The organism is Streptomyces sp. NBC_01463 (assembly GCA_036227345.1).
In the GTDB taxonomy this organism is placed as follows: Bacteria; Actinomycetota; Actinomycetes; order Streptomycetales; family Streptomycetaceae; genus Streptomyces.
In genome coordinates, this window is record CP109468.1 from 4,916,064 (window position 1) to 4,934,402 (window position 18,339).

17 protein-coding genes are annotated in these 18,339 nt (G+C 70.7%); 7 read left to right on the forward strand and 10 right to left on the reverse strand.

Annotated elements, in window-relative coordinates:
• Positions 1–2 precede the first annotated feature (2 nt).
• A complete protein-coding gene (locus tag OG521_21785; protein WUW23267.1) occupies positions 3–1,424 on the reverse strand; it encodes an ArsA family ATPase in 1,422 nt (473 codons plus the stop codon).
• A complete protein-coding gene (locus OG521_21790; protein ID WUW23268.1) occupies positions 1,421–2,416 on the reverse strand; it encodes an AAA family ATPase in 996 nt (331 codons plus the stop codon). Before OG521_21790 ends, OG521_21785 begins: the two co-directional genes overlap by 4 nt.
• A gap of 82 nt (positions 2,417–2,498) precedes the next feature.
• Between OG521_21790 and OG521_21795 the strand changes: the two genes are divergently transcribed.
• Both OG521_21795 and OG521_21800 read left to right on the forward strand, forming a co-directional pair.
• Entirely contained in the window at positions 2,499–2,657 is a 159-nt protein-coding gene (locus OG521_21795) for a DUF4177 domain-containing protein (protein ID WUW23269.1), read from the forward strand.
• Positions 2,657–3,127, forward strand: a complete 471-nt coding sequence (locus OG521_21800) for a RidA family protein (GenBank protein ID WUW23270.1) — start codon at positions 2,657–2,659, stop codon at positions 3,125–3,127. Before OG521_21795 ends, OG521_21800 begins: the two co-directional genes overlap by 1 nt.
• Before the next feature lie 90 nt (positions 3,128–3,217).
• On the opposite strand, the gene OG521_21805 is transcribed toward OG521_21800, so the two are convergent.
• Positions 3,218–3,340 carry a hypothetical protein gene (locus OG521_21805; protein ID WUW23271.1) on the reverse strand — a complete coding sequence of 41 codons (123 nt, stop codon included), beginning with the start codon at positions 3,338–3,340 and terminating at the stop codon, positions 3,218–3,220.
• A 54-nt stretch (positions 3,341–3,394) separates the two neighbouring features.
• On the opposite strand from OG521_21805, the gene OG521_21810 reads away from it, so the two are divergent.
• Positions 3,395–4,288: an NUDIX hydrolase gene (locus OG521_21810; GenBank protein WUW23272.1), complete on the forward strand. Its 894-nt coding sequence runs from the start codon at positions 3,395–3,397 to the stop codon at positions 4,286–4,288.
• Positions 4,285–5,115 carry an MBL fold metallo-hydrolase gene (locus OG521_21815; protein WUW23273.1) on the forward strand — a complete coding sequence of 277 codons (831 nt, stop codon included), beginning with the start codon at positions 4,285–4,287 and terminating at the stop codon, positions 5,113–5,115. Before OG521_21810 ends, OG521_21815 begins: the two co-directional genes overlap by 4 nt.
• 81 nt (positions 5,116–5,196) lie before the next feature.
• On the opposite strand, the gene OG521_21820 is transcribed toward OG521_21815, so the two are convergent.
• Positions 5,197–5,871, reverse strand: a complete 675-nt coding sequence (locus OG521_21820) for a Crp/Fnr family transcriptional regulator (GenBank protein WUW23274.1) — start codon at positions 5,869–5,871, stop codon at positions 5,197–5,199.
• A 253-nt stretch (positions 5,872–6,124) separates the two neighbouring features.
• Between OG521_21820 and nth the strand changes: the two genes are divergently transcribed.
• The 3 genes from nth (at position 6,125) to OG521_21835 (ending at position 9,320) form a co-directional block, all read left to right on the forward strand.
• Positions 6,125–7,213: an endonuclease III gene (gene nth, locus OG521_21825; protein WUW23275.1), complete on the forward strand. Its 1,089-nt coding sequence runs from the start codon at positions 6,125–6,127 to the stop codon at positions 7,211–7,213.
• Positions 7,214–7,278: 65 nt separating this feature from the next.
• The gene (locus OG521_21830) at positions 7,279–8,025 is read left to right on the forward strand and encodes a CoA pyrophosphatase (GenBank protein ID WUW23276.1); all 747 of its coding nucleotides are present in this window, start codon (positions 7,279–7,281) and stop codon (positions 8,023–8,025) included.
• Positions 8,026–8,114: 89 nt separating this feature from the next.
• Positions 8,115–9,320, forward strand: coding sequence for a MarP family serine protease (locus tag OG521_21835; protein WUW23277.1), 1,206 nt, complete (start codon positions 8,115–8,117; stop codon positions 9,318–9,320).
• Positions 9,321–9,380: 60 nt separating this feature from the next.
• Here the strand turns inward: OG521_21835 and OG521_21840 are convergent, their stop codons facing one another.
• The 6 genes from OG521_21840 to OG521_21865 form a co-directional block, all read right to left on the reverse strand.
• Positions 9,381–9,584, reverse strand: a complete 204-nt coding sequence (locus tag OG521_21840; GenBank protein WUW23278.1) for a hypothetical protein — start codon at positions 9,582–9,584, stop codon at positions 9,381–9,383.
• A gap of 105 nt (positions 9,585–9,689) precedes the next feature.
• Positions 9,690–10,739, reverse strand: coding sequence for an alpha/beta hydrolase (locus OG521_21845; GenBank protein WUW23279.1), 1,050 nt, complete (start codon positions 10,737–10,739; stop codon positions 9,690–9,692).
• Complete coding sequence (locus OG521_21850) at positions 10,736–11,266, reverse strand: phage holin family protein (protein WUW23280.1); 531 nt, start codon at positions 11,264–11,266, stop codon at positions 10,736–10,738. The genes OG521_21845 and OG521_21850 overlap by 4 nt, the downstream gene beginning before the upstream one ends.
• A gap of 39 nt (positions 11,267–11,305) precedes the next feature.
• The gene (gene nhaA / locus OG521_21855) at positions 11,306–12,712 is read right to left on the reverse strand and encodes a Na+/H+ antiporter NhaA (GenBank protein ID WUW23281.1); all 1,407 of its coding nucleotides are present in this window, start codon (positions 12,710–12,712) and stop codon (positions 11,306–11,308) included.
• Between the two features lie 222 nt (positions 12,713–12,934).
• Positions 12,935–14,932 carry an acetate--CoA ligase gene (gene acs, locus OG521_21860; GenBank protein WUW23282.1) on the reverse strand — a complete coding sequence of 666 codons (1,998 nt, stop codon included), beginning with the start codon at positions 14,930–14,932 and terminating at the stop codon, positions 12,935–12,937.
• Positions 14,933–15,121: 189 nt separating this feature from the next.
• Entirely contained in the window at positions 15,122–18,157 is a 3,036-nt protein-coding gene (locus tag OG521_21865; GenBank protein ID WUW23283.1) for a SulP family inorganic anion transporter, read from the reverse strand.
• Positions 18,158–18,339: the final 182 nt, after the last annotated feature.

Below are 18,339 nucleotides of genomic sequence, written 5' to 3' on the forward strand. Positions count from 1 at the left end.
GACTACGCAGCTCCGGCCGAGGCGGAACCGGTCGCGAGCCGGTCCCCGATGGCCCGCAGCCCTGCGAGGTCATGGACATCTCCGGGGAGCGCGGCCACCGCGGTCACGGCCACCTCGGGATGCAGCGCGGTGAAGCGGTCGCGTGTGCGCTGTTCGCGCGCGACCACCTGCATCCGTTCGGCATGCAGACGCAACAGACCTGCCGTCAGCTGTTCGACGGTCACGGCGTCCGCAGGCGTGTCGCCCTCGACTGCGGGGGCCTCTCCGGCGCGGGCGCCGGCGGGCTCGTGCTCCGAGGCGTGCTCGGGCTGTTCGGGGGTGGCGGCTCCAGGGGTGTCCGTGGTCGGTGCGGAACCGGCCGCGGGGGAGTCGGCGGGCTCACGAAGTCCAGCCTTCCCGGCCCCCTGATCCACAATGCCGTCGGCCTCAAGATTTTCCGCGGCGGCCAGCGCGCGCTCCGCGGAGAGCCGGGCGGCGTCACTGCCGTGCACCCGGTTGAGGACCAGACCCGCCAGCGGCATGTCCTCCGCGGCCAGCCGCTCCACGAAGTACGCCGCCTCGCGGAGCGCGTCCCGCTCGGGCGTCGCGACGACGAGGAACGCCGTGCCGGGTGCCTGGAGGAGCTTGTACGTGGCGTCGGCGCGGGTGCGGAACCCGCCGAACATGGTGTCCATCGCGGCGACGAAGGTCTGCACATCACGCAGGAACTGGCCGCCGAGCAGTTTGCCCAGCGTCCCGGTCATCATCGACATGCCCACGTTGAGGAACTTCATTCCGGCCCGGCCGCCCATCTTCGCCGGAGCCATCAGCAGCTTGATGAACTTCCCGTCCAGGAACGAGCCCAGCCGCTTCGGCGCGTCCAGGAAGTCCAGCGCGGACCGCGACGGCGGGGTGTCGACGACGATCAGGTCCCAGGTGTCGCGCGCCCGCAGCTGGCCGAGCTTCTCCATCGCCATGTACTCCTGCGTGCCCGCGAAACCGGCCGACAGGGACTGGTAGAAGGGGTTCTCCAGGATCGCGCGGGCCCGCTCGCCGTCCGCGTGCGCCTCGACGATCTCGTCGAAGGTCCGCTTCATGTCGAGCATCATGGCGTGCAGCTCGCCGGAGCCCGGCGTCCCGACGCCCTCCACCCGGCGCGGGATGTTGTCCAGGGAGTCGATGCCCATGGACTGGGCGAGCCTGCGGGCCGGGTCGATGGTGAGGACGACGACCTTGCGGCCGCGTTCCGCCGCGCGTACGCCGAGGGCCGCCGCGGTCGTCGTCTTGCCCACGCCGCCCGAGCCGCAGCACACGACGATCCGGATGTCCGGGTCGTCGAGGAGGGCGTCGGTGTCCAGGGCGGGAGAGGCGGCCGTGCCCGCGGCCGCATCCTCGGTGTCCGCGCCCGTATCCGTTTCCGTGCCGGTGTCCGCGTCCGCTGTCATGAACCCACCCCTTGTTCCGCTTCCGCCGCCCCTTCGCCCACACCCTGCTTGCGGAGCTCGACCGCCAGCTCGTACAGCCCGGCCGGATCCACGCCCTCACCGATCAACGGGAGTTCGTACCCCGCGAGTCCCAGACCCGCCAGCACGGCGCGCTGCTCACGCTCCAGCTCCACCCGCTGGGCGTGCTCGGCCGCCTGCTCGACCAGGGGGCGTACGAGCCCGGCGGAGCCGGTCACACCGGCCCGGGTGAGGGTCTTGGCGATCTCCTTGCGCCGGCCGCCCGCGGCGGTGCGCAACGCGTCCTCGTCCAGCAGGTGCGGGCGCACCATGTTCACGATCACCCGGCCCACCGGCAGCTCGGCGGCCCGCAGCTCCGCGATGCCGTCGGCGGTCTCCTGGACCGGCATCTCCTCCAGCAGGGTCACCAGGTGCACCGCGGTCTCGGGGGACTTCAGCACCCGCATCACGGCCTGCGCCTGATTGTGTATCGGGCCGATCCGGGCCAGGCCCGCCACCTCGTCGTTCACGTTGAGGAAGCGGGTGATGCGGCCGGTCGGCGGGGCGTCCATGATCACGTAGTCATAGACGAACCGGTTCCGCTTGTCCTTGCGGCGCACCGCCTCGCACGCCTTGCCCGTGAGCAGGACGTCCCGGACGCCGGGCGCGATGGTGGTGGCGAAGTCGATCGCGCCGAGTTTCTTGAGCGCCCGGCCCGCGCTGCCGAGTTTGTAGAACATCTGGAGGTAGTCGAGGAGGGCGCGCTCGGCGTCGATCGCCAGTGCGTACACCTCGCCGCCGCCCGGCGCTACGGCGATCTTGCGCTCCTCGTAGGGGAGGGACTCCGCCTCGAAGAGCTGGGCGATGCCCTGTCTGCCCTCGACCTCGACGAGGAGGGTGCGCCTGCCCTCGGTCGCGAGGGCGAGCGCGAGGGCGGCGGCGACCGTGGTCTTACCGGTACCGCCCTTGCCGCTGACGACCTGGAACCTGCTCACGTATTCGAGCCTAACCAGTCGCACCGCAGGCTACGCACGAGGCTGCGCGTGCAAGGGATTGCGCAGGCATTACAGTCGGGCCATGACCAAGTGGGAATACGCGACCGTGCCCCTTCTCGTGCACGCGACCAAGCAGATTCTGGACACCTGGGGCGAGGACGGCTGGGAGCTGGTCCAGGTCGTTCCCGGCCCGAACAACCCCGAGCAGCTCGTGGCCTACCTGAAGCGGGCGAAGCAGTAGTGGCGGGCGCCGTCGAGGCGAAGCTCGCCGAGCTCGGACTGGCCCTGCCCGACGTCGTGCCGCCGCTGGCCTCGTACCAGCCGGCCGTGCAGTCCGGGGTGTACGTGTACACCTCGGGCCAGCTGCCGATGGTGGACGGCAAGCTCGCCGTCACCGGCAAGGTCGGCGCGGAGGTCACGCCCGACGAGGCCAAGGAGCTGGCGAAGACCTGCGCGCTCAACGCGCTGGCCGCCGTGAAGTCGGTCGCGGGCGACCTGGACCGGATCGCGCGCGTCGTGAAGGTCGTCGGCTTCGTCGCCTCGGCCACCGACTTCACCGGTCAGCCCGCCGTGATCAACGGGGCGAGCGAGCTGCTCGGCGCGGTCCTCGGCGACAAGGGCGTCCACGCCCGCAGCGCCGTCGGTGTCGCCGTGCTGCCGCTGGACGCGCCCGTCGAGGTCGAGGTCCAGGTCGAGCTGACCGGAGCCTGAGCCGAACCCCGTACCGAAGCCGTACCGCAGCCGGTGTCCGACACCGGCCGCGCCGTTCTGATCCCGCCCGGTCGTGACGACCGGGCGGGATCAGCTGCGTACGGGACTGGGTGCGGGACTCCCGCGCAGGGCCGGCTCCGTGCCGACGGAGCGGTGCACGGCGCTCGCGTCGCAGAGGACTCCCGCGCACGGCAGGCTCTGTGTACGGGGCATGTACGGATCCCCGTCCCCCTCGAACATCCTCGCTGTTCCGGATAGCCTCCGGCCATGTCCAATGGTCAGTGGTACCCACCGGAATGGCCCGACCGGATCCGGGCCCTCGCCACCGGCGAACTGACGGCCGCGGCCCCCCGGCGGGCCGCCACCGTGATGCTGCTCCGGGACGCCGCCGCGGGTACCGGGGGCGGACCCACGGTCCACATGCTGCGCCGGCGCACCTCGATGGCCTTTGCCGGAGGTGCGTACGCCTATCCGGGTGGCGGGGTCGACCCGCGGGACGACGACCGGCTCGTCCGCTGGGCCGGACCCGCGGTGGAGGTCTGGGCGCGGCGGCTCGGTGTCGGTACGCCGGCCGAGGCGCAGGCGATCGTCTGCGCGGCGGTCCGCGAGACGTACGAGGAGGCGGGCGTCCTGCTCGCGGGCCCGACCGCCGGCACGGTCGTCACGGATACCACCGGCGCGGACTGGGAGGCCGAGCGGGAGGCACTGGTCGCGCGGGAGCTGTCGTTCGCCGATTTCCTCGACCGCCGCGGGCTGGTGCTGCGCTCCGACCTGCTCGGCGCGTGGGCGCGCTGGATCACTCCGGAGTTCGAACCGCGCCGCTACGACACCTGGTTCTTCGTCGCCGCGCTCCCGGCCGGCCAGCGCACCCGCAACGCCTCGACGGAGGCCGACCGCACGGTGTGGATCGCTCCGGGCGAGGCGGCCGACGGTTACGACCGCGGTGAGCTGCTGATGATGCCGCCGACGGTCTCCACGCTGCGCACGCTCAGGCCGTACGCCTCCGCCGCGCAGGCGCTGGAGGCGGCGTCGGGCCAGGACCTCACCCCCGTGCTCGCACAGGCCCGTCTGGAGGGCGACGAGCTGGTGCTGAGCTGGCCGGGGCACGAGGAGTTCACCAAACACATCCCCGCGGGCGGCGCCGGGGGCGGTGCGGCATGAGCGACGCGGCACTGCTGCCGGGCCAGCCGCGCGGCGGCGTGATCTCCGGGGCGGCCACGGCCCGTACATTCAACGTCCTCGCACCCAACGCGTCGGCGATGACCCTGGACGGCACCAACACCTGGATCGTCGCCGAACCGGACTCGGACCTCGCGGTGGTCATCGACCCGGGGCCGCTCGACGAGACCCATCTGCGGGCCGTCATCGACACCGCCGAGCGGGCGGGGCGCCGGATCGCGCTCACGCTCCTCACCCACGGGCATCCCGACCACGCGGAGGGCGCGGGCCGGTTCGCCGAGCTGACCCGGACGAAGGTGCGGGCCCTGGACCCGGAGCTGCGCCTCGGCGACGAGGGCCTGGGCACGGGTGACGTGATCACGACCGGCGGCCTGGAGATGTACGTGGTGCCGACCCCTGGCCACACCGCGGACTCGCTCTCCTTCCATCTGCCCGCCGACCGCGCGGTGCTGACGGGGGACACGATCCTCGGGCGCGGTACGACGCTGGTGGCCCACCCCGACGGGCGGCTGGGGGACTACCTCGACTCGCTGCGGCGGCTGCGCTCGATGACGGTCGACGACGGGGTGCAGACGGTGCTGCCGGGACACGGCCCGGTGCTGGACGACGCGCAGGGCGCGGTCGAGTTCTACCTGGCGCACCGGGCGAACCGGCTGGCGCAGGTGGAGACGGCCGTGGAGTCCGGCTACCTGACGTCGTCGCAGGTGGTGGCGCATGTGTACGCGGACGTGGACCGGTCCCTGTGGCCGGCGGCCGAGCTGTCGGTGCGGGCGCAGCTGGACTATCTGCGGGAGCACGGGCTGATCTGACGGGCGGCCGTGCCGGGACGGTATGCGCGAGGGGCCCCGCCGGTGTCGGCGGGGCCCCTCGGACGTTGCGTACGGCGACGGTCAGCGGGACCGCTTGGCCAGCCGCTCCACGTCCAGCAGGATCACCGCGCGGGCCTCCAGCCGCAGCCAGCCGCGGCCGGCGAAGTCGGCGAGGGCCTTGTTGACCGTCTCGCGGGAGGCGCCGACCAGCTGGGCGAGCTCCTCCTGCGTCAGGTCGTGCACGACGTGGATACCTTCCTCCGACTGGACGCCGAAGCGGCGCGACAGGTCGAGGAGGGCGCGGGCGACGCGGCCCGGCACGTCGGAGAAGACCAGGTCGGACATCTGGTCGTTGGTCTTGCGCAGGCGCCGGGCGACGGCGCGCAGCAGGGCCGTGGCCACCTCGGGGCGGACGTTCAGCCAGGGCTGAAGGTCGCCGTGGCCGAGGCCGAGGAGCTTGACCTCGGTCAGCGCGGTGGCGGTGGCGGTGCGCGGGCCCGGGTCGAAGAGCGACAGCTCACCGATCAGCTCGCCGGGGCCGAGGACCGCCAGCATGTTCTCGCGCCCGTCGGGGGAGGTGCGGTGGAGCTTCACCTTGCCCTCGGTGACCACATAGAGGCGGTCGCCCGGGTCACCCTCGTGGAACAGCGCGTCTCCGCGCGCGAGGGTCACCTCACTCATCGAGGCGCGGAGCTCCGCGGCCTGCTCGTCATCGAGCGCCGCGAAAAGCGGGGCGCGCCGCAGAACGTCGTCCACGAGTTCTCTCCTTGTCGGCCTGTTCAGGGAACCGTGGTCCCCATCATGCCGGACGGTAAAACAGTGCGATCAATCACAAACCAGTTTGACGCACGCGCGTGCCGGAGCGTACGGCAGGGGGCCGATTGGGGGCGGATCACCGGTGACCGGGGCGGATGTCAGTGCTGGGCTCTAGGCTGGCCGGGTGTCCAGATCGCCGGTGAGAGTGCAGGCCAAAGGGGCTGATGGGGTGTCGGAAGGCCGTAATTCCGCTGTGGGCGAACAGGGTGCAGAGGGTCTGAAAAAGACGACAAAACGCCCGGCGGGGCGAGCGGGCGGCACGGACTCGGCCACGCGGGCGAAGTCCAAGGCGGCGGAGGCGTCGACGGCGTCAGGGAAGGCCGAGGCGGCAAAGACGTCCACGGCGTCAGGGAAGGCCAAGGCGGCAGCGAAGACCGAGGCGACGGGGAAGGCCAAGGCGGCAGCGAAGACCGAGGCGACGGGGAAGGCCAAGCCCGCCAAGCCGTCCACGTCCGCCAAGTCCGGAGGCGGGCGGTCGAAGGCGGCCCCGGCGCCGAAAGCGGCCGGGAAGGCCAAGCCGGAATCGCACCTGGCCATGGTCCGCAGGGCCCGCCGGATCAACCGCGAACTCGCCGAGGTCTATCCGTACGCCCATCCCGAGCTGGACTTCAGGAACCCCTTCGAGCTCCTCGTCGCCACGGTCCTCTCCGCCCAGACCACCGACCTGAGGGTCAACCAGACCACCCCCGCGCTCTTCGCCGCCTACCCCACCCCCGAGGACATGGCCGCCGCCGTGCCGGAGGAAATGGAAGAGATCATTCGGCCGACCGGCTTCTTCCGGGCCAAGACGAAGTCGCTGATGGGCCTCTCCACGGCCCTCCGGGACAATTTCGGCGGCGAGGTGCCCGGGCGCCTCGCGGATCTCGTGACGCTGCCGGGGGTCGGCCGCAAGACCGCCAACGTCGTCCTCGGCAACGCCTTCGGCGTTCCCGGCATCACGGTCGACACCCACTTCGGCCGGCTCGTCCGCCGCTGGAAGTGGACCGAGCAGGAGGACCCGGAGAAGGTCGAGGCGGAGATCGCGGAGATCTTCCCCAAGAGCGAGTGGACGATGCTCTCGCACCGGGTCGTCTTCCACGGCCGCCGCATCTGCCACGCCCGCAAGCCCGCCTGCGGCGCCTGCCCGATCGCCCCGCTCTGTCCTTCGTACGGCGAGGGCGAGACCGATCCCGAGAAGGCCCGGAAGCTCCTGAAGTACGAGATGGGCGGCCAGCCGGGCCAGCGGCTGAGCCCGCCGCCGGACTACCCGGGCATACCCGCCCCCGCCCTGGGCGCCGGCTGACCGATCAGGCGAGGCGCTCCGGAACGAAAACCGCGGGGACAGGCGTTGAGAGACGAGGGGTGCCTATGAAGACGCATGAACACAGCACGGAAGCGGCCATCACCGCCGCATCGGCCCAGGCCGGTGCGGCGGCCGGACGCGAGGCCGCGATCGCCGTCACGACCGAGGGCCTGCCCGGCTGGCTGGACCCCGTCGCCCGGGCGGCGCGGACCATCGAGCCGCAGCAGCTCAGCAGATTCCTGCCGCCCGAGAGCGGTGCCGGCCGGCAGTCCGCCGTGCTCATCCTGTTCGGCGAGGGCGCGCGCGGGCCCGAGCTGCTCCTGATGGAGCGCGCCGGAAGCCTGCGTTCCCACCCGGGGCAGCCCTCGTTCCCCGGCGGCTCCCTGGATCCCGAGGACGGCGACCAGGCGACGACGGGACCGCTCCGGGCCGCGCTGCGCGAGGCCGAGGAGGAGACCGGCCTCGATCCGCACGGAGTGCAGCTCTTCGGTGTGCTGCCCCGCCTCTACATCCCGGTGAGCAGCTTCGTGGTGACGCCCGTCCTCGGCTGGTGGCGCTCGCCCAGCCCGGTCGGCGTCGTGGATCCCGGCGAGACCGCCCGGGTCTTCACGGTCCCCGTGGCGGATCTCACGGATCCGGCCAACCGGGTGACGACCGTCCATCCCAGCGGCCACCGGGGCCCGGCATTTCTGGTCGAATCCGCACTCGTATGGGGGTTCACGGCCGGGGTGATCGACCGGATTCTGCACTTCGCGGGCTGGGAGCGCCCCTGGGACAGGGCCAAGCAGGTGCCGCTCGACTGGCGCTCATGACAGGCTGACTCCCGTGCTCCGCTGCTCCGGGCCCTCCCGGCCACGGGGAGACGTACGGGCCCGGTGACGAATCTGCGAGGCTATTGACGGTGAACGTGCTGGACATCCTGCTGCTGGCCGGCGCCGTGTGGTTCGCGGTCATCGGGTACCGCCAGGGGTTCGTCGTCGGCATTCTGTCGGTGATCGGGTTCCTGGGCGGCGGACTCGTCGCCGTCTATCTGCTGCCGGTTCTGTGGGACCAGCTGACGGACGGCTCGGAGGTCTCCTCGACCGCCGCCATCGTCGCGGTCGTCATCGTGATCGTGTGCGCCTCGGTGGGCCAGGCCTTCACCACCCACCTGGGCAACAAGCTCCGCCGGTACATCACGTGGTCGCCCGCGCGCGCCCTCGACGCGACCGGCGGTGCCCTGGTGAACGTCGTCGCGATGCTGCTGGTGGCCTGGCTCATCGGCTCCGCCCTTGCGGGTACGTCGCTGCCGACGCTGGGCAAGGAGGTCCGGAACTCCTCGGTCCTGCTCGGCATCTCCCGAGTTATGCCGCCCCAGGCCTCCACCTGGTTCACGGACTTCTCCTCGGTCCTGGCGCAGAACGGTTTCCCGCAGGTCTTCAGCCCGTTCGCCAACGAGCCGATCACCGAGGTCAGGGCCCCCGACCCGGCCCTCGCGGGCAGCCCCGTCGCGGCCCGGGCCAAGGAGTCCATCGTCAAGGTCGTCGGTACGGCCCCGAGTTGCGGCAAGGTCCTCGAAGGCACCGGCTTCGTCTTCTCCGACCGCCGGGTGATGACCAACGCCCACGTCGTCGGCGGGGTCGACGAGCCGACCGTGCAGATCGGCGGCCAGGGACGGCTGTACGACGCGAAGGTCGTCCTCTACGACTGGCAGCGCGACATCGCCGTACTCGACGTACCGGACCTCGACGCGAAGCCGCTGCAGTTCACCGACACCGACCACGACGCCGCCACCGGGAACAGCGCGATCGTCGCGGGCTTCCCGGAGAACGGCTCGTACGACGTGCGCTCCGCGCGGGTCCGCGCCCGGATCGACGCGAACGGCCCCGACATCTACCACCGGGGCACCGTCCGCCGCGATGTGTACTCCCTCTACACGACGGTCCGTCAGGGGAACTCCGGCGGACCGCTGCTGACCCCCGAGGGCAAGGTGTACGGAGTCGTCTTCGCCAAGTCGCTCGACGACCCCGACACCGGCTACGCGCTCACCGCCGACGAGATCCGGCAGGACATCACGCAGGGCCGTACGGCCAACCAGCAGGTCGACAGCCAGGGGTGCGCGCTCTAGGGGCCGGGCGGGCCCGGGGAGCCCTCGGCAGCCTGCGCGGACCTCCGGGGAACCCCTGCGTCATCCGCGCGGATGACGCAGCCGCGCCGAGACCCAGCGGGCCCTGCGGCGGAGGATGCGCGGAATGCCGAGCCGGGGATCATGCAGAACATGCATAGCGTGCACCCGGCCCTGGAGGCCGCCCCCCTCATGAGTGCCCGGAACCGCCGTGGCGGTCGAGCGACGATTGCGTGCTGCGTCACCGAAGTCGTGCGTCCAGCCCATACCCGGACGTCTGCCCGTGCCTCATGGTCGGTAATCGCCCATCCGCCAGCCAATTGGCCTATGCGCCAGGCAAGTGGCTGTTCGTAGGACGTGTGTGCCCATCGGCTAACGGTCGGGCTCGGAATCCTTGAGCCAGCTGATGAGTTCGGCCGAGAACCCGGCCGGATCCTCCTCGTGGGGGAAGTGCCCCAGACCGTCGAAAAGTCGCCAGCGGTACGGTGCCTCGACGTACTCGCCGGACCCCGCCGAGCTCCGGGTACGGACGGCCGGATCGAGTGAACCGTGCAGATGCAGCGTCGGCACCCGCACCGGCCGCTTCATGCGCCGGTTGAACTGGATGCCGTCCGGGCGGGCCAGCGAGCGCACCATCCAGCGATACGGCTCGACCGAGCAGTGCGCCGTCGACGGGATGGACATGGCGCGTCGGTAGACGTCCAGAGCCGCGTCGTCGGGGAAGTCCGCCGTGCCCGGCCCCGCCCAGTCGCGGATCAGCCGGCCGACCAACGCGGCGTCGTCCGCCACGAGCTGACGCTCCGGCACCCAGGGCCTCTGGAAGCCCCAGATGTACGAGCCCGCGCGGGACTGGGCGAAGTCGGAGAGCATCGACGAGCGCCACCGCCGCGGATGCGGCATCGAGGAGACCACCAGCCGGCGCACCAGCTTCGGGCGCATCACCGCCGCGGTCCAGGCCAGATAGCCGCCCATGTCGTGGCCGACCAGGGCGGCGTCCGGTTCGCCGAGCGAGCGGATCACGCCGGTGATGTCCAGCGCCAGGTTGGCGGGGTCGTAACCGCGCGGGGTGCGGTCGCTGCCGCCCACGCCGCGCAGGTCCATCGCCACGGCCCGGAAGCCCGCCTCGGCGAGCGCGGGGAGCTGGTGGCGCCAGGTCCACCAGAACTGCGGGAAGCCGTGCAGGAGGAGGACCAGTGGCCCTTCACCCATCTCGGCGATGTGGAAGCGGGCGCCGTTGGCCGCGACGTCCCGGTGGGTCCAGGGGCCGTCGAGGCGGACAGGCCCGCCGGACGCGGCCGCGGGGCCCGCCGGACCGCCGGGGACCGGTGCGGGGGCGGGCTCGGCGGGGCCGGCCGGCTTCTCGTGATCCGCCCGGTCGTCCGGGCCCACCGGGCCGAGTGCGCTGGAATCGGGGACCGTCATGTGGATGAGCGTGCCACAACCGACGCCTTGTCCTGGACCGGACGGTTCTCGATGGCCTTGTCCGCAAGTGTGCTGCCGCCCGCCGGCAGGATCGCGTCGGCGCCGACACTCGCCCGCGGGTGGGGCTTGACCCCCTGCAGGACGGCGGCGGTCTGCTTGGCCGAGGCGATGGACTTCTCCGGCGGCTTGACCTTCTTGAACTTGGCGTAGCCGAACAGCGCGAGCAGGATCCCCAGAAGGATGAACGCACCGCCCACGATCAGGAACGACCAGGCGAGGCCGAGTCCCAGGTTGTGGATTCCGTACGCGGCCGCGAAGCTCAGCACCGGGATGGCGAACAGAATCAGCACGCCCGTGACGAGGAACGCCGCGCTGCCGATGACGCCGCGCTTGACGTCCTGTCGCACCTCGGCCTTGGCCAGGGCAATCTCGTCGTGCACCAGCGCCGACATTTCGGCCGTCGCCGAGGCGACCAGCTGGCCGAGACTGCGGTCGGCGCTGCCCGCGTAATTGCCGGGGTCGCTCATCCCTGACTCCCTCTCCTGTTCAACACATCCGATGTCAGATCATGCCGGACTGTCCGGCTTGCTGCTCGCTGCCCCCGCCAGTTGGGCAAGGCGGCGGTGCTCGGCCGCCTTCCTCTCGTACAGCGCGGCCATCCGCAGGTGGTACTCCGGATCGTCCTGTTCGTAGATGTCCGGTACCCCGGACGCGTCCTCGTCGAGCTCCTCGGCGTCGAACAGCGCCCGGTATCTGCGTACCCGCAGTTTGAGCAGTACACCGGAGACTACGGCCGCAATGAGCGAGCCGATGAGAACCGACGCCTTGACCTCGTTGATCATGTCGTCGTCTCCGGCGAAGGCGAGCTCCCCGATCAGCAGCGAGACGGTGAAGCCGATGCCGGCCAGGGCGGCGACGGCGAGGACATCGGCCCAGGCCAGTTCCTTGTTCAGCTCCGCCTTGGTGAACCGGGTGGCCAGCCACGTACCGCCGAAGATGCCCAGCGTCTTGCCGACGACAAGTCCCAGAACGACGCCGAGCGTTTCGGGCCGGTTGAAGACGCCGGCCAGCGCGCCGCCGGAGAGGGAGACCCCGGCGGAGAACAGCGCGAACACGGGCACCGCGAAGCCGGCCGAGAGCGGGCGGACCAGGTGCTCGATGCGTTCGCCGGGGGAGTGGTCCTCGCCGGTGCGTCGCGTGCAGCGCAGCATCAGGCCCATGGCGACACCGGCGATGGTGGCGTGGATGCCGCTGTTGTACATCAGCCCCCAGATGACCAGGGCGAGCGGTACGTAGACGTACCAGCCGCGCACGTTGAGGCGCAGCAGCAGATAGAAGACGCCCAGGCCGACGAAGGCGCCGATGAGTGCGACGAAGTCGATGTTCTCGGTGAAGAACACCGCGATGATCAGGATCGCGAAGAGGTCGTCGACGACGGCGAGGGTCAGCAGGAAGGCGCGGAGCGCGGACGGCAGCGAGGTGCCGAGGACGGCGAGGACGGCGAGCGCGAAGGCGATGTCGGTGGCCGTGGGGACGGCCCAGCCGTCCATGGAACCGCCGCCGATCACGTTCCCCAGGGTGTAGACGACGGCCGGCACGGCCATGCCGCACAGCGCTGCGACGACCGGCAGGGCGGCCGCCTTGGGGTCGCGCAGTTCACCCGCGACGAGTTCCCGCTTGAGCTCGACACCCGCCACGAAGAAGAAGACCGCGAGCAGTCCGTCGGCCGCCCAGTGCGCCACGGAGAGATGGAGGCCGAGTGCCTCCGGTCCGAAGTGGAAGTGGCTGACCGTCGAGTAGCTCGACGCGAAGGTGTTCGCCCAGACCAGCGCGGCGACGGCGGCGGCCAGCAGGATGACTCCGCCGACGGTCTCCGTACGCAGGGCTTCTGCGAGGTAGTTCCGCTCGGGGAGCGACAGCCGGCCCAGGAAGGTGCGACGGGGGGAGGGGGGTGCGGGGGTGGGCGTGGCCACGGGGTGAGACCTCCGGGTCGGTACGGCAGCGATGGCATGGCTGATGCACTTGCCGACCAGACTTCCCGGCACACCCTGTGGAGATTTCTTATCGTTTTATTGATCAGCTGCCACTGTACCCGGGGTGTGCGGGGCTGTGACCGGTGATCTTCACCCTAAATGCCCGAAGGGCATCCGGCGCGTCGCCGGATGCCCTTCGGGGTGTGTGCCGCTTGCCGGTTCTCAGTCCTCGGAGGAGGCCGACGGCAGCTGGGTCTGGATGAGGTCCATGACCGAGGAGTCGGTCAGTGTGGTGACGTCTCCCAGGGCCCGGTTCTCGGCGACGTCGCGCAGGAGGCGTCGCATGATCTTGCCGGAGCGGGTCTTGGGGAGTTCCGCGACCGGCATGATCCGCTTGGGCTTGGCGATGGGGCCGAGGGTGGTGCCGACGTGGTTGCGGAGTTCGGCGACGAGGTCGTCGGATGCGGTGGCGGTGCCGCGCAGGATGACGAAGGCGACGATGGCCTGGCCGGTCGTCTCGTCGGCGGCGCCGACCACGGCGGCTTCGGCGACGGCCGGGTGCGACACGAGGGCGGACTCGACCTCGGTGGTCGAGATGTTGTGCCCGGACACGAGCATGACGTCGTCGACGCGGCCCAGGAGCCAGATGTCGCCGTCCTCGTCCTTCTTGGCGCCGTCGCCCGCGAAGTACTTGCCCTCGAAGCGCGACCAGTAGGTGTCGAGGAAGCGCTGGTCGTCGCCCCAGATGGTGCGGAGCATGGAGGGCCACGGCTCGGTGAGGACGAGGTAGCCGCCTCCGCCGTCGGGGACCTCACGGGCTTCGTCGTCGACGACGGTGGCACTGATGCCGGGCAGGGCGCGCTGGGCGCTGCCGGGCTTGGTCTCGGTGACGCCGGGGAGCGGCGAGATCATCATCGCGCCGGTCTCGGTCTGCCACCAGGTGTCGACGATGGGGCACTTGTCGGCACCGATGTGCTTGCGGTACCACATCCACGCCTCGGGGTTGATCGGCTCACCGACCGAGCCCAGGACCCTCAGGCTGCTCAGGTCGAACTTGGCGGGGATGTCGTCACCCCACTTCATGAACGTGCGGATCGCGGTCGGCGCGGTGTAGAGAATGCTCACGCCGTACTTCTGGACGATCTCCCAGAAACGCCCCTGGTGCGGGGTGTCGGGGGTGCCCTCGTACATGACCTGCGTCGCGCCGTTGGCCAGCGGTCCGTAGACGATGTAGGAGTGACCGGTGACCCAGCCGATGTCGGCGGTGCACCAGTAGACGTCGGTTTCCGGCTTGAGGTCGAAGACCGCGTGGTGGGTGTAGGCCGCCTGGGTGAGGTAGCCGCCGGAGGTGTGCAGGATGCCCTTGGGCTTCCCGGTGGTGCCCGAGGTGTAGAGGATGAACAGCGGCTGCTCGGCCTCGAAGGCTTCGGGGGTGTGCTCGGTCGACTGGCGTGCGGTGATCTCGTGCCACCAGACGTCGCGTCCCTCGGTCCACGCGGTGTCCTGACCGGTGCGGCGCACGACCAGGACGTGCTCGACGCTCTCGATACGCGAGACGGCGTCGTCGACGGCCGGCTTGAGCGCGGAGGGCTTGCCGCGGCGGTAGCCGCCGTCGGAGGTGATGACGACCTTCGCGTCCGCGTCCTGGATGCGGGCGGCGATGGCGTCGGCGGAGAAGCCGCCGAAGACCACCGAGTGCGCGGCACCGATGCGGGCGCAGGCCAGCATCGCGACGGCGGCCTCGGGGATCATCGGCAGGTAGACGGCGACCCGGTCGCCCTTGCCGACACCGAGCTCGGTCAGCGCGTTCGCCGCGCGGGAGACCTCGTCCTTCAGCTCGGCGTAGGTGATGGCACGGTTGTCGCCGGGCTCGCCCTCGAAGTGGATGGCGACCCGGTCGCCGTTGCCCGCCTCGACGTGGCGGTCCACGCAGTTGTACGCGACGTTGAGTTTGCCGTCCGCGAACCACTTCGCGAAGGGCGGGTTGCTCCAGTCGAGCGTCTCGGTCGGCTCGGTGGCCCAGGTCAGGCGGCGGGCCTGCTCGGCCCAGAAGCCCAGCCGGTCCGCCTCGGCCTGCTCGTACGCCTCCGCAGTGACATTGGCGTTCGCGGCCAGATCGGCAGGCGGTGCGAACCGCCGCTCCTCACGAAGCAGATTGGCCAAGCTTTCGTTGCTCACGACATCTCCCATTCCCAGGGTGTCCGTTGTGTCCCGGGGCATAGCTCATCAGGCCAAAGGCCGGGTGACAAGTGTCTGCCGGGAATTGGTTTAGACCTGTGCTTTCGTGTATGGGGGCACGATCCCGCTTCCGCGGCGGGGTGATGCGATGGTGCGGATGGTGCACGTCGTGGCTGTGCGGTGACGCGGAAGCGGGACCACAAGGTCTCACGGACCCAAGGGTGATGTGGTTCAGGAACCTGTACGTGCCAGCTCGGCGACCCCGGCCAACGCGGTCGGATCGGGCGAATCGGCTGGATCGGTCGGATGGGCCGGACCGGATGGATGGGCCGGATCGGATGGGGCAGCTGGATCAGATGGGTCAGACGGATTGGCCGGATCGCCCGGGGAGGCAGATGCGGACGCGCTGATCGGGTCGAACACCGCGTCGGGCTCATTGCCCGTACCCGCCCCGTCGGTCAGCAGATACGACTGCGCCTCGGCCACATGGAAGTACATCCCGTGGAGCTGGAGGGTTCCTTCCGCGAGGCGGCGTGCCACGGATGGATGGGCCCGCAGATGGTCGAGTTGCTGGACCACGTTGGTGAGGCACAGCTGCTCCAGCGCATCGGCGGGCAGCCGACCGGAGATCCGGGCCCATGCACGGTCCCGCGAGGCCATCCTCTCCAGGCTGGGGAACCCGTGCCGGAGCCAGCGCCAGAGCGAGCTTTCCGTGCTGTCCGGCCTGGCGCCCAGCAGCGCGTTCATCGCGCCGCAGCCGGAGTGTCCGCAGACGGTGATGGACTCGACTCCCAGCACGTCCACCGCGTACTCGATGGCCGCACCGACCGAGTGGTCACCGGCCTCGGACGAGGGCGGCGGCACCAGGTTGCCGATGTTGCGCACGGTGAACAGATCGCCCGGGCCACTTGCCGTGATCATGCTCGTCACAAGGCGTGAATCCGCGCAGGTGATGAACAGCTGCGAGGGGCTCTGCCCCTCCCGGGCGAGTCTCGCCAGCTCCTCACGGACCAGCGGTGCCGTGTTGCGCTGGAACGAGCTGAGGCCACTGACCAGACGGTGATCGCCGGCCGTGCGCGGCCGGGCCGCCGCCGAGTGGTCGGGCGTGAAGGCGTCTGCCTTCTCGGGCTGGTGTTGCTTCCCGGGCTCGTGCTTCCCGGGCTCCTGCTCACTGGGCTCGTGCTCGGCGTTGGGCGCTGGTGGGGCGTCCTGTCCGTGGGATGGTCCGCGGTCCCGTCCTTGGCCGGATTCTTGGTCCGGTTCGCGGGACGGCCCGTGGTTCAGCCCGAGGCTCGGTCCGTGGTCCGGTGTGCGAGCCGGGTCGGTTTCTGGCCCTTGCCCCGGATGGGACTGGGGCTCGGACTCGGGCTCGGACTGGCCTGCATGGTCGGAGGCTTCGGAGGCGGGCGTGCCGGAGGTGTGGGCGGCCCGGGGCGTGCCGCCGTCCTGATCCGGTGCCGGTGTTGGTGCCGGCTGTTCCGTTGTGCCGGTGTTGGTGCCGATGCCGGGGGCCTGGTCGTGGCAGTGGTGGTTGCGCCAGGGAGTCCAGGGCCGGCAGCAGGAGTGTGCCGCGGATGCGGGCTCGGCGATGCGGCCTCCGAACCGGCCGGTGAAGTCGACCCGGCCGCCGTGGGCGGCATGGGCGTTGCTCCAGTCCTGGATCATCTCGTACGCCGCGTGATCCATGAAGAAGCCGTCCAACTCGACGATCACGTCGGCATCGTGAGGCAACTGACCCAGCGCTCTGCTGAGACGGGGGACAGCCAGGAAGGTCAACTGGCCCCGTACGGCCACCAGATGCCGGCCGTTCTGCTCGGACACGGTGATCCGGGTCCGGGCCAGCCGGTGCAGGGCGACGGCCACCGCCACGGCGATCCCGATCGCCACGCCCTTGAGCACGCCGAAGAGCAGCACGCCCGTGATCGTCGCGCCGTACACCAGGAACTCCCGGTGCCTGTGGACGTTCCGGATGTGAGCGAAGTTCACCATCTGGATGCCGACCACCATCACGAGCGCGCCCAGGGCGGCCAGCGGGATCCACTCCAGTGCGGTGACCAGCAGACCGGTGGCGACCAGGACCCAGACGCCGTGCAGCACCGTGGAGGCGCGTCCGGTCGCTCCGGCCCGTACGTTCGCCGAGCTGCGCACCGCGCCGCCCGAGACCGCCAGTCCGCCGAGAAGGCCGGAGACGGTGTTGGCGATGCCTTGTGCGCGTAGTTCCCGGTCGAGGTCGGAGCGCTTGACCGGGAGTGTGGTCTGGGGGGAGGCGGCGCCGGGGCTGTCGGCGGCGCTCTCGGGGGACTCGCTGTCAGCGGACGTGAGAGATGTGGCAGGCGAGGCTGACCTTGCGGCGAGTCTGGTCGACTGCTCGCGCGTCCGGTCGGCAGCCAGCTTGTCCACGGCGACGGCGGCGAGCATGGATTCCAGGCTGGCCACCAGCATCATCGTGAACACCGCTGTGGCCAGGCCGAGCACGGGCCCCTGAGGCATTTCGGGCAGGGCGTGCGAGCGCCAGGACGGCAGATCGACCCGGGCGATCGAGGGTGCCGCGACCGCGGCCACCGCGGTCGCCATGACCACGGAGGCCAGGGCGGCCGGGACCCGGCGCATGATCCGCCCAGCCCGTCCGGGAAGGCGCGGCCACAGCACCAGGATCGCGACGGTGAGTCCGCCGATCAGTGGTGCGGCCGGCCCCACCCGCTCCAATTGGGCGGGCAGATGCAGGGCGTTGGAGACGGCCGAGCTCTCCGGGGAACCGCCGAGCACGATGTGCAGCTGCGCGAGCGCGATCGCCACACCGATGCCGGCAAGGGTGCCGTGCACGATGGCGGGGCTGACGGCGAGGGCGCTGCGCGCGGTCCGCAGCGAGCCCAGCACGATCTGCAGCAGACCGGCGCCGATGGTGATCGCGCAGGTGGTGCGCCAGCCGTAGATCTGGATCAACTCGGCTGTCACCACGGTCAGTCCGGCGGACGGGCCGGAGACCTGGAGGGGTGTGCCGCCGAGAAGTCCGGCGACGATGCCGCCGACCGCGGCGGAGATGAGGCCGGCCTCCAGCGGGGCGTCCATGGCGACGGCCAGGCCGAGCGACATGGGGACGGCGAGAAGGAAGACAGTGATCGACGCGGACAGGTCGGCGCCCGAGATGCGGAATCGTCCACCGCGGTGCGGCGGTGGCGGGCTGTGAGGTCGCTTCACTCCCGAGGAACGGGGAGGGCGCGAACTGCGGGGCGAATGGTCATGACGAGTGGGGACGCAGGCAGACATGTTTCCCGTCTCCTCCGGGGCAGCGCGGTCGCGGAACGTGGGGACGCGGCCGTGGGTCACGGCGTGCAGCGGCGGGATATCTCAACTCTCAGTAAACAGATCGTAATGGAGAGTAAAGATCTGTGTCCAGGATTAAGGGCAAATGGGCCATTCGAGCACCCGTTCCAGTGAATAGGCAGCTT